The following is a 15,612-nucleotide window of genomic DNA, read 5'->3' as shown; positions in this document are numbered from 1 at the left end:
CCGAAAAGCCTGCCGATAACGGCAGGCTTTCTTTATGAGGAAAGGGCAATATACTATTTTTGAATGACCAGTTTTTTGAGCGCCACTTCTTGTTTATCTGTAATCAGTTGCATCATATAGACGCCATTAGCCAGCATACTGATGTCAATCTTTTGAGTAGAACGGTCTATGGGCAGGTGATAGGCCAATTGTCCGCTAAGGGTATACACAGCAATCTCTTGCAGGGAAAACTGTGTATGGTTATACTCTAGTTGCAATATGCCTGCAGAAGGATTAGGATATATTTTTACCTGCTTGCTGATATCAATACCCTTGATGGCCGTAGTGGTATCCGTAATTTTTTTCTGATATTCGATCGCTCCGATATCAATCAATTGATCAAATATCCTTGCCTGGCCCTTATAATCAACCGCACCATACCCTGTAGCGGCATTACGCCCTTTATTGATACAGTTGGTAGCAGTAGCTTTCAGTTCAAAGTTTGCATTCACAGCATTATAGTCAGGTCCTACACCTGTTGGTGGCGCGACCAGATTCAGGCTGTGCTCATAAGTGTTACTGTTGATTCCTTGCATCCCGTTGTAAATAGTAGCTGCAGTAGGAGGATAATCAATCAGATTGCCCGACATATTTAATTCAAGCGCATAAATGCGGAAATTATTATATACCGTATCCAGAGGGTTATAAGCCTGTTTATTGTTGGAAATAATATTATTATGGATTTGTAGTTTACAATGACTGCCCCAGCCATTAATAGCTGCACTACCCGTTGCATCTTTTACTGTATTGTTGATAATAGTATTATTGACAATATTGGCTTTACAATGTTGTGCCCATATACCGGCACCCGTTACAGAAGAGTAATTGTTGGCAATGATATTGTTGCGCACCAGGTAGTCATTTTTGCCCGCGACATCGCTGAGTACATTCTGACCCAGGAGATGAAGACCGGCACCGCCGTCATTAATCCCACAAAAAGCCACGTCTTCAAGTAACAGTTTATTATTGGTGATCAGGTTCTGCTCTACTGTCGCTGTTTTCGACTGAATCGAGATGGCACCCTGGAATCTAGTCTGGTTATGATGCACTTTATTCTTTGTGATATAAGAGATACCACCCTGTAAACAATTGACCACAGCACCAAATTGTTGTACGGTATTGTTATAGAGTTCATTTTCTTTAAAGATTAGTACGTCGGTACTCATGTCGGTCAGCGAGGAACGGGTATAGATGCCGCTTGCAGTTGTGGACTTATTATTATAAAATTTGTTGTTGGTGATATAAGTACTGTCGCAGCGTACCGTGTACATTACGGCAGCGGTAATGTTATCCCGGATTTCACAATTGGTAAATTTGGCCTTACTGTTTCCGCCGTTTGGCACATTATGGGTAAGAGCGATCAGATTACCATCCGTATAATTATGAAACAGCTCACATCGATCAATATAGATTAGGGAAGCAAAGACGGCCAACCCGCCATAGGTCTGTATATTCTTAATGTCGCGGATGATACAATTTGCAAAAGTAGGCGTGGAAAGATCCTGTGCAATACCATTTGCGACCATAATCCCTCTCCAGCCTCCTTTAGTAGGTAAGGCAAGATTAGACCAACTGGTTGTGTCATTGGACTTAAATACAATTTTTTGTTCAGGAGTTCCTACGGCTGATATTTTACCCTGTACATCAAGCAGGTAATTGCCCATGAAGATGACTTCTACACCAGGCTGTATCGTCAACAGACTATTTATGGGTACGGACAGGTCATTGTGGATATAATAGGGTGAGCCTTGCGTGGTCCATACACCACTTACAGTAGGTGTATTAATTTGTGTAGCGGCAAACAGGCTGTTTTGACATAAGGTAACCAAGCAGCTAAATAACAGTAGTAATTTCTTCATAATCATAATATACAGTAATTCAATGCAATAGACATGAGCTTTGTGTGTTTAGTTGGTTAATCAGATAAAAATATTTTCGGTAAGGCAAAATCATATAGTTTTAATTAGTTGTATTTTATATATTATTATATTTACAGTATGTCGTATTTGGCTTTACTTAATTTGTGCGCGAGTTCCTTTTTTTAGTTGCATTATTTATTCATACAGACCTCGTATTTTGTGAGGGCATATTCACCTCCGTGTAAAACACACAAGCCTGCCGGTACCGGCAGGCTTGTGTCACAGTGAAAGGGTAATATATTATTTCTGAATGATCAGTTTTTTGAGGGCGCGTTCCTGTTTATCCGTAATCAGTTGCATCATATAGACCCCATCGGCGAGCATGCTGATATCGAGTTGTTGCATTGCATGAGATACCGGAAGACGATAGGCCAATTGTCCTGTAAGGGTATAGATCTCGATGGCCTGCAGGGAAAATTGCTTGTGGTTATAGTCGAGTTGCAATATACCGGTAGAAGGGTTGGGATATATTTTTATCTGATTGCTGATATCAATCCCCTTGATGGCTGTAGTAGTATCCGCAATTTTTTTCTGGTATTCTATAGCGCCGATATCAATCAATTGATCAAATATCCTGGCCTGACCCTTGTAGTCAACAGTACCGTATCCTGTGGCGGCATTGCTTCCTTTGTTGATACAGTTGGTTGCCGCCGCCGCGAGGCTAAAATCGGCATTCACTGCATTATAGCCGGGACCTATGCCTGTAGGTGGAGCAACCAGGCTGAGGTTGTGGCTGTAAGTATTGCTGCCAAGCCCTTGCAGGCCACTGTATATCGAGGCAGCGGTCGGCATATAGTCAATCAGGTTATTGGATATACTTAACTGCAACACATGCATACGGAAATTATTGTACAGGGTATCGGCGGGTTGGAAATTCTGCTTATTATTTACAATGATATTATTGTTGATTTTTAATTTGCAATAGGGACCCCATCCGTGTATAGCAGCACTGCCGGTATAGTCTTTAACCGTATTGTTGATAATGGTATTATTGACAATAGTGGCCTTACAATGCTGTGCCCAGATGCCGGCACCGCTAATAGAAGAATAATTGTTGGCAATAATATTATTGCTCACTACATATTCATTTCTTCCCGCAACATCATTGTCGAGATTGAGTCCTAATAGCTGAAGGCCGCCACCACCATCATTAATGCCGCAAAATATACCGTCACCCAGTATTTGATTATTGTTGACAATAAGGTTTTGGTCTATGGTACCCGCTTTCGACTGAAGAGAAATAGCCCCCTGAAATTTGGTCTGGTTGTGATGTACCTTGTTTTTCAGAATGTAGGTAACGCCCCCCTGAAAAGAACTCACAATGCCACCGGCAGCAGTCACCGTATTATTATAGAGTTCATTTTCTTTAAAGATCAAAACATCTGTACTCGTAGCATTCAGGGACGCATGGGTGTATATTCCCGATGCCCCGTAGTTTGCGGTATTATTATAGAATTTGTTGTTGGTGATATAAGTACTGTCGCAATATAAAGTGAACATTACCGAACCGGTTTGGTTGTCGTGGATATCGCAATTGGTAAACTTAAGTTTACTATTCCCGTTTTGAATATTATAATACAAATTAAGTAAAGTGCCATCTGTGAGATTATGAAAGAACTCACATTTATTCACATAAATGACAGGTGCATAGGAAAGCAGGCCGCCATAGTTTTGTATATATTTCATGTCCCGGAAGAGGCAATACTCAAAAGTAGGGGCAGACAGATTGGTACCGATACCGTTCGCCACCATAATGCCTCTCCATCCTCCGGAGGTCGGTAAGGCATTATTGGACCAGCCGGTAGTGTCATTGGCTTTAAACACAATCTTTTGTTCCGGCGTGCCTACAGCCGATATCTGGCCCTGTACCTCAATCATATAATTACCCATGAAAATAACCTCTACGCCCGGCTGGATCGTTAAAAGCGTATTTACCGAGACCAATAAATCATTGTGGATATAATAGGGTGAGCCTTGCTGCGTCCATACTCCGCTTACAGTAGGTGTATTGATCTGCGTGGCGGCCAAAAGACTGGACTGGCATAAACCAATACAGCAGCTTAGTAAGAGTAATAAATGCTTCATAATACAGGGGATTTATTCAAAAGACACATCGTAATGTGTTTTTAGTTGGTTAATAGCCATAAAATTGTATTTAAAGGTGGCCGATAATTCAGGCGAGTTCATAATATTTTATACATTTGTGCATTCTTAATGATAAAATAATATAGAAATGGATGTTGATGTTGTTGGCAAGCTGGTCATAATTGGAGGTGCGGTTAACAAAGGAAGTTTTACAGAAGTGAGTTACGATCAGAACGTATCGAATAACCTCAATTTTTTTGAAAAAGGAATCCTGAAGCGTATCATAAATGAATCAAAGCATGGGGAATCCTCGCGTATAGAAATCATACCCACAGCGTCTCAGATACCCGGAGAGGTTGGTGCGGAATATGTAAGGGCCTTTGACTATTTGAATGCCAAGAATGCCGATGTGTTGAATATCCTGACCAGAGGTGATGCAAATGATCCGGCAGTGCTCGATCGCCTGGAAAAGGCCGATGTGGTGCTCTTTACCGGAGGCGATCAATTGCGGTTGTCTTCTATCCTTGGTGGCACACCATTTCATAAATTATTACTCAAGAAATACCGTACAGAAGAATTTATATATGCCGGTACCTCTGCGGGTGCGGCGGCGGCTTCTGATAATATGATTTATCAGGGTTCAAGTACCGAAGCCATGTTGAAAGGTGAAGTGAAAATGACGGGTGGTCTGGGCTTGATCGATGATGTAATTATCGATACCCATTTCGTAGAGCGGGGGCGCATAGGGCGCTTGTTTCAAGCCGTAGTGGGCAATCCATGGGTATTGGGCATTGGCCTAGGCGAAGATACCGGCCTGCTCATCAAAAACAATAAGCAAATGGAAGCAATCGGTTCGGGATTAATTATCCTGGTCGATGGCAATCAGATAAAAGATACCAATTTGACGAGTGTTGAATTGGGACAACCCATTTCGATCAATAACCTGGTGACCCATGTGATGAGTAAGTTTGATACTTATGACCTGGAAACCCGCGACTTCTCGATTCATTCCTCTCAATATACCTCTATCGGTAAATTCGAGGTAGACGATAATTAAAGACATATATGAAGGTAATCATACACGGAGGCTTCTTTTCGGAGTCCTCTACCAGTGCCGAAACCAAGAAAGCAAAACAGGATGCCTTGCTGGCGATAGTGAAGCAATCGTATCAATATTTAGAAACGCATACCGCTGTGGAAACAGTGGTGTATGCCGTAAGCCTTCTGGAAGATGATCCTCTTTTTAATGCAGGTATCGGTTCTCAGATACAAAGTGATGGAAAGATCAGGATGAGTGCCGCCCTGATGGATGGAGATACGCAGAAAATGAGTGGCGTGATCAATATTGAAGCCGTGAAAAATCCGATCCTTTTGGCGCTTGATCTACAAAGCGTAGACGACCGCATTCTGGGTGGAGAAGTAGCGACAGCGTATGCCAGAACACATGGGTATGCTGCTTTTTCTACAGAGATCCCACAACGCAGAGCCGAATATGAGGCAAAACTAAAGGCTACCGGAACAGGAACCGTGGGTTGTGTGGCCATTGATAAAGATGGGAAAATAGCGGTGGCTACTTCTACCGGTGGTAAAGGGTTTGAGATACCCGGACGGATATCCGATTCGGCTACGGTTGCCGGTAATTATGCCAATCAATTTTGTGGGGTAAGCTGTACCGGAGTGGGAGAAGATATTGTAAGCGCTGCGGTAGCGGCCAAGATTGTGACGCGCGTTACAGACGGACAATCCTTGTCTGATGCATTTGCCAAAACCTTTGAAGAGTTAAAACCTTATGATGGCTTTGCAGGAGCTATTGCGATAGATGCCCAGGCTAATATATACCATCAGGATTCGCATCCTTCCATGGTGTTTGCCAGTTTTGACGGGAGCAATGCAAGCGTTTTTCAATAAGACAGATATTACATTATAAAACAATAAAGGCTTTTCGAAAGAAAAGCCTTTATTGTTTTAAGGAAGATCAAGTTCAAAGACAAAATCTTCGGGAGGAAGACACATACTTTCATTACACGTCTGATAAGTAATGGTCCCTTTAATTTTTTTTGTTTTTTGTGCAATAGAAAATACTCGGGTCAGGCTTACCGATTTTTCAAAAGAAAAGACCGGACCTTCAATGAATTCCAGCGTTTCTTTATGCGCTTCCTTATCGCTAGCCCATGTATCCGATTTCCAGGACACAGAAGGCGTTTGCAGTTCAATCGCAGTATTGATCAGCGAACCATCGCCACCGGCATCTAATGCCCAGATATGGAATCCTTTCTCAATTGTAGCTTTTGCGGTAAGTTGGTATTCGGTATGTTCTTTATTCGTGGCCTGTACTGTTACCTTCCAGGATACCGGGTTTTCTTTGTCTCCCGCAAAAGAGGGTATAGACAAAACCCAGAATAAACAGATACTGAGGAACAATTTCATACAATACATTTACTTAGTTAAGATTAATTTAATGCCACCACATTTAGTCGGCACCATTGATTTTGCATCTTTAGTTGCCGGTGCCATAAAGGTAACATGATCTATAAAAGCGGTATCACCTGCCTTGGCACGAAACCGCATATCAGAAGCCATTCCCTTATCGAGTTTATCATTACAGTTGCTGCTGATATAATCGGTACTGATAAAAGCCCGTCCTGTTTCATCTTCAAAAAGCCCCCGTTCTGCATAAGTATAAGCAAAGGTAGTGGTCGGGTAAAATTGCCCGTCTTCATCCTTTACATAGATCGGATTGGCAATCAGTTCTAGGAATTTTGCTACCGTAATATTGCCCCCTGAGGTCGTCTTATCGGAAAGATACGCCTGACCCCGTTTCACTTCCTTTGCAGGCTTGGCGGTTTGGGCCCATAGGATGGCCACTGTACTTAAAATTAAAGCCAGTGTAATGCCTATTGGTTTCCATTTTATATATGTCATGATCAAAAGAATTTTGTTCTGCTTGGATCTCAAATATACATAAGCGTTTAGTCAATACCGAATAATCAAAGGGAGATTAACAAAATCTTTAGCCAAGGTTTACCAGGCTCTCTTCTAATGTTTTAATCTTCGCTTCGGCATCGGCCTTTTTCTTACGCTCGGTTTCCAGTATCTCCGGTTTTGCGTTTTGGACAAAACGTTCGTTGCTCAATTTCTTATCTACACTTACCAGGAATCCTTTCAGATAAGACAGCTCTTCTTCCATCTTGGATTTCTGCGCATCGGCATCTACCGCTACATCACTGATGATATAGACCTTCTCTGTATTCACAACTAAAGCAAAACCGTTTTGCGGGGCTTCTTTCGTAAGGGTGATTGAAGGCGCATTTACCTGTCTTTCTAAGATTTTACCGATATGGCGGTACAAATCTTCGTTAGGTGAATTGATCAACAATTCGATGGTGTCCTTTGGCTTGAGTTGCTGCTTATTACGGGTATCGCGGATACTGGAGATCAATTGTTTTAATAAAGATGCCTGCTCCAGGATATTCTTGTCTGCAGTTCCGTATGCCGGTAATTGTTTAACGATTAAATCTTCTTTTTGCGTGCGTAACAGATGGTAAATCTCTTCCGTCACAAAAGGCATGAATGGATGCAGTTGTTGTAATAACTGTTCGAAAATATCCATCACCTCTTCTAAAGTCTTCGTACTGATAGCTGCTCCGAAAGGCGGTTTGATCCATTCCAGGTACCAGGAACAGAAGTCATCCCAGATCAAAGAGTAAATGGTTTTTAAAGCCTCACTCAAACGGAAATCCTTAAACAGATCTTCAATTTCGATGGCCACCTGCTTGATGCGTTCCTGCATCCATAAGGTCGCAAAATGGGTAGGTGTTTCCTGCGTATCGGCTTCCTGATTGCCTTCCCACATCTTGATCAGCTTCAGGGCATTCCACATTTTGTTATTGAAATTGCGGCCTTGCTCCAGGAATGATTCATCAAATAAGATATCATTACCTGCCGGCGAAGCAATCATCACGCCAAACCTTACGGCATCTGATCCGTAATCATCAATAAGTTTTAAAAGGTCAGGAGAGTTGCCCAAAGACTTACTCATTTTACGACCCTGTTTATCCCGCACAATACCTGTAAAGTATACATGCTGGAAGGGTTGTTGCTTTTTATACTCATACCCAGACATGATCATCCGGGCTACCCAGAAGAAAATGATCTCAGGAGCGGTAACCAAAGTCGCGGTCGGATAGTAATAATCCAGTTCCGCATTATTTTCCTTGTTGGCATCCCAACCGAATACCTGCATCGGCCATAACCAGGCGCTAAACCAGGTATCCAATACATCATTATCCTGTTCCAGGTCGCTGAGTTGCCCTCCCGGGAAGGCTTGTTGGTATTGTTCAAAAGCGCCCTGTACATCTGCATCTACATAAATATTTCCCTGTGCATACCATGCCGGGATACGGTGTCCCCAGCGCAATTGACGGCTTACGCACCAGTCCTTGATATTGCTCATCCAATGGCGGTACAGGTTTTTGAATTTTGCCGGAACAAAAGCAATCTCATCATTCATCACCGCATGGAGTGCCGGTGCGGCCATATCTTCCATCTTACACCACCATTGCATAGAAATGCGCGGTTCTACAACGGCGCCGGTGCGCTCACTAACGCCCACCTGGTTTTTATAATCTTCCTGTTTTACCAGAGCGCCCGCTTGTTCCAACTCCGCAATAATCTTCTTACGTACCACAAAACGGTCTTCTCCGATAAAGATCTGTGCCGCTTCGCTCATCGTGCCATCCTCATTAAGTGTATCCACTACTTCCAGATGGTGCTTTTGACCTAAATTATAATCATTAATATCATGTGCCGGTGTTACTTTTAGAGCACCGGTACCAAACTCCATATCGATATACTCATCAAAAATGATCGGGATGCGTTTATTAATCAGCGGCACAATGGCATACTGATCCCGAAGATGTGCATAACGCGGATCTTCCGGGTGTACACAGATCGCGGTATCTCCCATGATGGTTTCAGGGCGTACCGTTGCAATGGTAATATACTCATCACTATCTTCGATCTGATAACGCAGATAGGTCAGTTTGGAATTGGTGTCTTTATGTAGTACCTCTTCATCACTCAAAGCTGTTTTGGCTTGTGGGTCCCAATTGATCATCTTGGCACCACGATAGATGTTCCCTTTTTGATGCAGGTCTACAAATACATTGATGACCGCCTGATGATAGGCCGGGTCCATCGTAAATTGTGTACGGTTCCAATCCAGTGCACAACCTAATTTTTTAAGCTGTTGCAGGATGATGCCACCGTATTTTTCCTTCCATTCCCAGGCATATTTCAAAAATTCCTCGCGGGAAAGCGTATTTTTATCAATACCCATATCGGCCAGCATTGCCACTACCTTTGCTTCTGTAGCGATAGAGGCGTGGTCTGTACCGGGTACCCAGCAAGTATTAAAGCCTTTAGCTTTGGCACGGCGAATCAAAATATCCTGTACACTGTTGTTCAGGGCATGGCCCATGTGCAAAATCCCCGTTACATTGGGTGGGGGCATGACGATGGTATATGCCGGTCTTTCGTCAGGCGTAGAGTTAAAATATCCTTTATCATTCCAATGTGTGTACCATTTGGTTTCGTTTGCTATATGCTGATAATTCTTACTAAGTTCCATTTATAGATAATAATATGATTGTTTTTGACGTATATGAAAGTATGCAAAAATAAAGATTTCGCGGCGATAAATGAATGTGTAAATTTGTAATGGATTTTTAATGCGTATAAATATATGAAAAGGGGCTTTTATCTTGGTTTTTTGATCTGTTTGTTATCTGGTATTGAGGTGCATGCGCAGGAAGGTACTTATTGGAATGAACAAAGGTTTAGAGGAGGTATTATCGCCGGAGGCAATTTCTCTCAGGTAGATGGCGACCGGGATGCCGGTGTGCATAAAGTGGGGCTGAATGGTGGTTTGTCTTCTTATGTGGCGCTTAGTCCGAAATTGGATATAAACCTGGAATTGCTCTATGCCCAAAAAGGTTCCCGGTATGCACGGGAATGGAGTTCAACTGCCGGGCCTTATCTGATGGTATACCAGATGAAATTAGATTATATAGAGATTCCCCTTTTACTGCATTATGAAGCCCTGCCCAATGTATTGTTTGGAGCAGGTATTTCGTACAACCGGCTGATCCGTTCAGAAGAGCGCTACAGAAGCCTGTATGGCTGGGTTTCCTTTGACCCGGAAAAATTTCCTTTTAAAAAAGACGAGTGGGAATACGTTCTGAGCGCCGGCTACCGTTTAGGTAAGAGAATGCTCGTCAATTTGCGCTATCAATACTCCCTTACTCCGATCAGAACGGCCGAAAATGTGCCGGAAGATTTTAGCGGGTATCAGCGGCAGCGGAACAACCTGTTTGCCTTGAGATTAGCTTATTACCTGTAATTTTTTTATTATTTAATTCAAAATACAAAAACTTATCTTTGCAGCCTTATGGTGAAGAAATCAATACTAATTTTATGTGCTTTGACGGCCTTTTTAGGTGCAAAAGCACAAACCCGGCACGCGGATAAAATATTAGCGGTAGTAGGGGATAAAATTATTCTACAGTCCGATATCGGAGCGCGCTATTTAGGCCAGAAAAAAGACATGCCGGAAACCCCGGAAAGCGATAAATGTGGCTTCCTGAGAGATATGATCGCAGAAAAAGTAATGGTAGCACAAGCCGCAAGGGATAGTGTTCTCGTGACTAAAGAGGAAGTAGAAGCGAACCTTGAAAATAAAATAGCAGATATCCTGCAATACGAATTTGGCGGTAACAAAGAAGCGATGGAGCGTGCGACCAACAAAACACTCTATCAGATTAAAGACGATTATCGCGAGCCGATCAGAGACCAGATGGTTTCTTCCAGAATGTATCAGGAAGTGATAAAAAATGTAACGATTACCCCAAAAGAGGTTGAAGATTATTATAAAAATATTCCGGAAGAAGGAAGAAGTAATATTCCGGCTACCGTAGAGGTGGGCGAGATTGTTTTGAAACCCTCTGTAAACCCGGAAGTAGAAACATATACTTACGATAAAGTTGCGGATATCAGGAAGCAGATCGTAGACGATGGTAAGAGCTTTGCTTTAATGGCACAGTTGTATAGTGAGGATGCCGGAAAGGAAACCGGTGGAGAGATGAACCTGAATAGAAAATCCAATAATATTGATAGCCGTTTTATTGCAGCAACCTTTAAATTGCAACCGGGAGAAGTATCTCCTGTGTTTCGTTCCAGTTTCGGGTATCATATTGTGCAGATGGTAAGCCGTAATGGAGATGATGCAAGCATCCGCTACATCGTAGTTATCCCTCAATTTACTTCTGGCGATATTACCAAAGCGCTGGCTACACTAGACAGTACCTACAATCTATTAGTATCTTCGAAACTGACCTTCAACGAGGCATTGACCAAAGTTGGTAATGACGATAACTCTAAGGCTTCCGGTGGTATGGTGATGGACAGAAGTGGCTCTACCTTATTGAGTGTTGATAACATTCCTTCTGAAGATTTGGCTTTAGCGGTATCAGAATTGAAAGTGGGTGAATATGGCAAGCCGGCAAAATATACCGATCCGATTTACGGAGGCATCAAGTGCCGCATTCTTTATATCAAATCTAAAACGGCTCCGCATCAGTTAAACCTGAACGATGATTACAATATCATTCAAAAATCGGCCTTAAGCCTGAAACAGATGAATTACCTGAAAAAATGGCTGGAGGAAAAAGCAAAAGGTTATTATATCAAGATCGATCCTAACTATATTAGTTCATGCGATGAACTGAAAATGTACAATAGTAAATAAGCGCATTCGATCTTTTAAGATCAGTATTACAAACAGGCAGGGGCTTCATTTGAAGCCCCTGCCTGTTTGCTTTTGTGGCCTTTTTGTTATTAATTAGCAGGATGTTAAGATAAATTTAATACTTTTGAATACCCAATGAAGAGAATAAATATATGGGCGTTTCCGAAAACCCAACGTATCATTCAGACGGAACAGAGTAGGAATTACTAAATTTTTGAGATCATGAAAACGAAAATTACAAGATGGCTATCTGAGCAATGGCAGCGAACGGCTAAAGTGCTTTTGGTATCTGCAACAACATTATTATCCGTACCTGCGGCGCAGGCACAAATTGCCTATAACTATGGTTGGGAACCCACAACCAGTGCATGGACAAATAGTGGATTATTTGAATTTGAAAGAACGACGACCGCCCCTTGTGTGGCTACGGCATCTACCAGAGCCAATCTCTATTTAGGATTTGGCGCCACCTATACCTCACCTGTATTAGCCGGCTCTAATGGAGGGGATATTACCTTAAGCTATAGTTATAAAGTAACAGAGTATACGCCCGTTACTGTTGGGGCACCTGCCGACTTTGGTGTATTGACCGTTCAGTATGCACAGTCTACGAGTGGTCCCTGGACTACGGTACAGACCATAGATGCTACAAACCATGTCTCTTCCGCTTCTTGTGCCACAAAAACAGTAACCTTCCCTACCGGATTTACGGGGAATATGTATGTTCGTTTTGTGTCCACCTGTGCCAGTTCTGCCGATTATTGGCTATACCTGGATGAGGTAGTGATTAGTCAGGGTGCGGCACCCACCTGTTTTCCCATCAGCGGTTTAACGGGTATTGGTACAGGAAGTGCCAGTGCCAGTATCTCCTGGACGGCAGCCACCCCTGTACCGGCAAATGGATATGAGTATTATTACAGTACTTCCAATACAGCCCCAACGTCTGCTACAACCGCGAGCGGTGCAGTAGGTGCAGGTATTACGACCGCAAACATAAGCAGTTTAGCCGCCAATACAACCTATTATGTATGGGTACGCTCTGTATGTGCAGCGGCTAATAAAAGCTCCTGGAATGCGGGTACCATATCATTTACGACACATCCTGTCGCCCAAACCCCGGCTACCTTACCCTGGACGGAAGACTTTACTGCCGGTGGCGGTAACTGGTCTTTTGTAGGAGGTACCCAGGCCAATAAATGGTTTGTAGGAAGTGCAACCGGAAATACCGGTAACGGACTCTATGTCTCTAACAATAATGGTACTGCCAATGCATACGCGACAGGAAACCCTTCGGTAACTTTTGCGTACAGAGATGTGGTAATTCCGCCCGGAACAAATGATATTAATCTTTCCTTCGACTGGAAAGGACAAGGAGAAGAAGACTATGATTACATGCGTGCATGGGTCATCGGTACTTCACAATACCCTGTTGCCGGAACGGCCATTACCCCGGCCAATACGCCAGGCGCCTTGCAAATAGGTGGTGTAGGTGCTGCCGGTAATTATGATGAAGGACGCAATGCCGGATCTACTACCTGGCAACATGAAAACCTTGTTGTCAATGCAACTGCACTGGCAGGGACTACAGTACGTGTAGTCTTGGAATGGACCAATGACGAAAGTTATGGGATACAACCCCCTGCTGCAGTAGACAATATTAACGTTGTGGCCCTTTCTTGTGGTGTGCCAACTGCGGTACAGGCTAATGCCATTACCAACAACGCCACCACCATTTCCTGGACAGCCCCTACGGTTGCTCCGGCAGGTGGGTATGAATACTATTATAGTACGACCAATACAGCGCCTACCGCAGCAACTCCAGCCAGTGGTACTACTTTGGCAGGTATTACTGCCGTAAATATTACCCCGCTAGCGGCCAATACCACTTATTATTATTGGGTGCGCTCTGTATGTGCCGCGACCAATAAAAGTTTATGGTCTGTAGGGGGTACCTTCACTACAGAAAACCTGGTACCAAGACCTTGGACAGAGCCATTTGGCGCTACCGGTCCTGCAGGCTGGGCCGCTACCGCAGATTGGTTAATCGGTTCTGTGAGAGGCGTAACGGGCAATCCTGGAAATAACGTGTACATCAATTTATATGGAACCGTTCCGACAGGTATCCTGCTGACCACCAATGTGGGTCCGGTTATCGCAGCAGATTCTTTTAAAGTACAATATAAAGCCTCCCAGTATACTGCTCCTTATGCAGCTGTCGCTGCTGGTTCCGGCTACTTTAAGGTATTGCTTTCAACCAATTTCGGACAATCTTATACGCAAATTGACTCCTTACCCATGCCGGCAACAAATGCATGGCAGAACCTGGCTTATCCTTTGGCTGCCTATGCAGGAGCTAATGTGAAGATCAGGATTGAAGCAACCCGTACCGCAGGAGACTTTGATTTAGCATTTGATAACTTCTCTATTGATGCAGTAACCTGTGTGAATCCGGTTGTGAATCTTGGTCCTGATGCCACGATCTGCCCGGCAACAACGACTACCTTAAATGCGGGTAATGCTGGTGCCGCTTTCTTGTGGAACACCGGTGCCACAACCCAAACGATTGCAGCAACTGCAGCAGGTACGTATTGGGTTAAGGTAACGAACGCAGGAGGCTGTTTTGCTACCGATACAATTGTCTTAACTGCAGGTATTGCGCCGGTAGTTGCCCTAGGCAATGATACATCCATCTGTACGAATGCTACATTAACCCTGAATGCAGGTAATGCAGGTGCATCTTATCTGTGGAGTACCGGTGCTACGGCACAAACGATCAATGTGCTGGCGCAGGGATCTTATTGGGTAAAAGTAACCAATGCAGCAGGCTGTATAAAAGCAGATACGATTAATGTTACTTTGTTACCGGTACCAGAGGTCGATTTAGGTGCAGACACCGCCATCTGTAGTAATGCCACCCTCATCCTGGATGCAGGTAATGCAGGCGCAGGATATCTATGGAGCGTTGGCGCGACGGCACAAACGATCGATGTCACTACTGCCGGTACCTATTGGGTAACGGTGACTAATGCTGCCGGCTGTAAAGCTACTGATACCATTGCGGTAAGTATTACGCCATTGCCGAGTGCAGATGCTATTGTCGTAACAGGTTCGTCCCCGACCTTTGGGTTCTCCGTTTCAAACGGGCAAAATATAACCGGTTATTCCTGGAATTTTGGGGATAATTCTGCACTGGCTACCACAGCCAATCCGACACATACATTCAACGTTACCACCAATACCACCTTTACGGTAGAAGTGACTTTGACGAATGCCTGTGGCAGTGTAACCCTTAATAAATTAGTTACGGTTCAGCCCAATAGTATTAGAGATATTAATCTGAGTGCAACCGCGCTTAAATTATATCCTAATCCTACCCAACACAGCCTGACCCTTGAAAACGAGAGTGGATTGAAAATGGAAGCCATTAAGATCTACAATCTCCTGGGACAGGAAGTGTATACCCAAACAGTACAAAACACGAATGCAAAACAAATGATTGATGTGCGTCATCTGGCCAGCGGTATGTATAACATACGCATACAGTTTGCAGAAGGAACGACCAGCAGGAAGTTTGAAGTAGTAAAATAAAATCGTATATTACATACGGTTTAAATAGCTTAATAAGTACAAGGCCCGCTCATGCGGGTCTTGTACTTTTATATACAATCTGCTGTGCTTATTTTTTGCTCAGCTAAAAACAATCTTAACTATAAAACTCATTCTTTTAGGTTAAATTAGCACAATCGTTTTAAGACCAATATTTTA

At 43.3% G+C, this 15,612-nt stretch carries 10 protein-coding genes; 5 read left to right on the top strand and 5 right to left on the bottom strand.

From position 1 onward, the window contains the following. Window positions 1-53 precede the first annotated feature (53 nt). Window positions 54-1,898, bottom strand: a complete 1,845-nt coding sequence (locus DBR32_RS07180; RefSeq protein WP_158605935.1) for a T9SS type A sorting domain-containing protein — start codon at window positions 1,896-1,898, stop codon at window positions 54-56. Between the two features lie 300 nt (window positions 1,899-2,198). Then, window positions 2,199-4,043 (bottom strand): T9SS type A sorting domain-containing protein, encoded by a 1,845-nt coding sequence (locus DBR32_RS07175; RefSeq protein WP_124635606.1) that lies wholly within the window; start codon window positions 4,041-4,043, stop codon window positions 2,199-2,201. Window positions 4,044-4,191: 148 nt separating this feature from the next. Here DBR32_RS07175 and DBR32_RS07170 point away from each other — a divergent pair, with 148 nt between their 5' ends. Together DBR32_RS07170 and DBR32_RS07165 are read left to right on the top strand one after the other, a co-directional pair. Further along, window positions 4,192-5,100, top strand: a complete 909-nt coding sequence (locus DBR32_RS07170; RefSeq protein WP_124635605.1) for a cyanophycinase — start codon at window positions 4,192-4,194, stop codon at window positions 5,098-5,100. 8 nt (window positions 5,101-5,108) lie between these two features. Further along, window positions 5,109-5,951, top strand: coding sequence for an isoaspartyl peptidase/L-asparaginase (locus DBR32_RS07165; protein WP_124635604.1), 843 nt, complete (start codon window positions 5,109-5,111; stop codon window positions 5,949-5,951). A gap of 57 nt (window positions 5,952-6,008) precedes the next feature. Here DBR32_RS07165 and DBR32_RS07160 read toward each other — a convergent pair whose 3' ends face one another. The 3 genes from DBR32_RS07160 to DBR32_RS07150 all read right to left on the bottom strand — a co-directional run bounded on the left by DBR32_RS07160 (window position 6,009) and on the right by DBR32_RS07150 (window position 9,672). Next, the gene (locus DBR32_RS07160; RefSeq protein WP_158605934.1) at window positions 6,009-6,470 is read right to left on the bottom strand and encodes a protein-disulfide reductase DsbD domain-containing protein; all 462 of its coding nucleotides are present in this window, start codon (window positions 6,468-6,470) and stop codon (window positions 6,009-6,011) included. Window positions 6,471-6,479: 9 nt separating this feature from the next. Next, the gene (locus DBR32_RS07155) at window positions 6,480-6,965 is read right to left on the bottom strand and encodes a hypothetical protein (RefSeq protein ID WP_124635602.1); all 486 of its coding nucleotides are present in this window, start codon (window positions 6,963-6,965) and stop codon (window positions 6,480-6,482) included. 88 nt (window positions 6,966-7,053) lie between these two features. After that, window positions 7,054-9,672, bottom strand: a complete 2,619-nt coding sequence (locus tag DBR32_RS07150; protein ID WP_124635601.1) for a valine--tRNA ligase — start codon at window positions 9,670-9,672, stop codon at window positions 7,054-7,056. Window positions 9,673-9,786: 114 nt separating this feature from the next. Here DBR32_RS07150 and DBR32_RS07145 point away from each other — a divergent pair, with 114 nt between their 5' ends. The 3 genes from DBR32_RS07145 (at window position 9,787) to DBR32_RS07135 (ending at window position 15,435) form a co-directional block, all read left to right on the top strand. Then, the gene (locus tag DBR32_RS07145) at window positions 9,787-10,443 is read left to right on the top strand and encodes a porin family protein (RefSeq protein ID WP_124635600.1); all 657 of its coding nucleotides are present in this window, start codon (window positions 9,787-9,789) and stop codon (window positions 10,441-10,443) included. A 48-nt stretch (window positions 10,444-10,491) separates the two neighbouring features. Continuing rightward, window positions 10,492-11,847, top strand: a complete 1,356-nt coding sequence (locus DBR32_RS07140) for a peptidylprolyl isomerase (RefSeq protein WP_124635599.1) — start codon at window positions 10,492-10,494, stop codon at window positions 11,845-11,847. Window positions 11,848-12,069: 222 nt separating this feature from the next. After that, on the top strand, window positions 12,070-15,435 hold the full coding sequence (locus tag DBR32_RS07135; protein ID WP_124635598.1) for a T9SS type A sorting domain-containing protein: 3,366 nt from the start codon (window positions 12,070-12,072) through the stop codon (window positions 15,433-15,435). Window positions 15,436-15,612: the final 177 nt, after the last annotated feature.

This window comes from Taibaiella sp. KBW10 (assembly GCF_003852495.1).
Taxonomy (GTDB): Bacteria; Bacteroidota; Bacteroidia; order Chitinophagales; family Chitinophagaceae; genus Edaphocola.
Note: the sequence above shows the minus strand (reverse complement) of the source record. Positions and strands in the feature narration are given on the sequence as shown.

Bases quoted from the DNA above. Each gene is read 5' to 3' on its own strand.
- DBR32_RS07180 (WP_158605935.1), bottom strand. From the start codon at position 1,898: ATGAAGAAATTACTACTGTTATTTAGCTGCTTGGTTACCTTATGTCAA.
- DBR32_RS07175 (WP_124635606.1), bottom strand. From the start codon at position 4,043: ATGAAGCATTTATTACTCTTACTAAGCTGCTGTATTGGTTTATGCCAG.
- DBR32_RS07170 (WP_124635605.1), top strand. From the start codon at position 4,192: ATGGATGTTGATGTTGTTGGCAAGCTGGTCATAATTGGAGGTGCGGTT.
- DBR32_RS07165 (WP_124635604.1), top strand. From the start codon at position 5,109: ATGAAGGTAATCATACACGGAGGCTTCTTTTCGGAGTCCTCTACCAGT.
- DBR32_RS07160 (WP_158605934.1), bottom strand. From the start codon at position 6,470: ATGAAATTGTTCCTCAGTATCTGTTTATTCTGGGTTTTGTCTATACCC.
- DBR32_RS07155 (WP_124635602.1), bottom strand. From the start codon at position 6,965: ATGACATATATAAAATGGAAACCAATAGGCATTACACTGGCTTTAATT.
- DBR32_RS07150 (WP_124635601.1), bottom strand. From the start codon at position 9,672: ATGGAACTTAGTAAGAATTATCAGCATATAGCAAACGAAACCAAATGG.
- DBR32_RS07145 (WP_124635600.1), top strand. From the start codon at position 9,787: ATGAAAAGGGGCTTTTATCTTGGTTTTTTGATCTGTTTGTTATCTGGT.
- DBR32_RS07140 (WP_124635599.1), top strand. From the start codon at position 10,492: ATGGTGAAGAAATCAATACTAATTTTATGTGCTTTGACGGCCTTTTTA.
- DBR32_RS07135 (WP_124635598.1), top strand. From the start codon at position 12,070: ATGAAAACGAAAATTACAAGATGGCTATCTGAGCAATGGCAGCGAACG.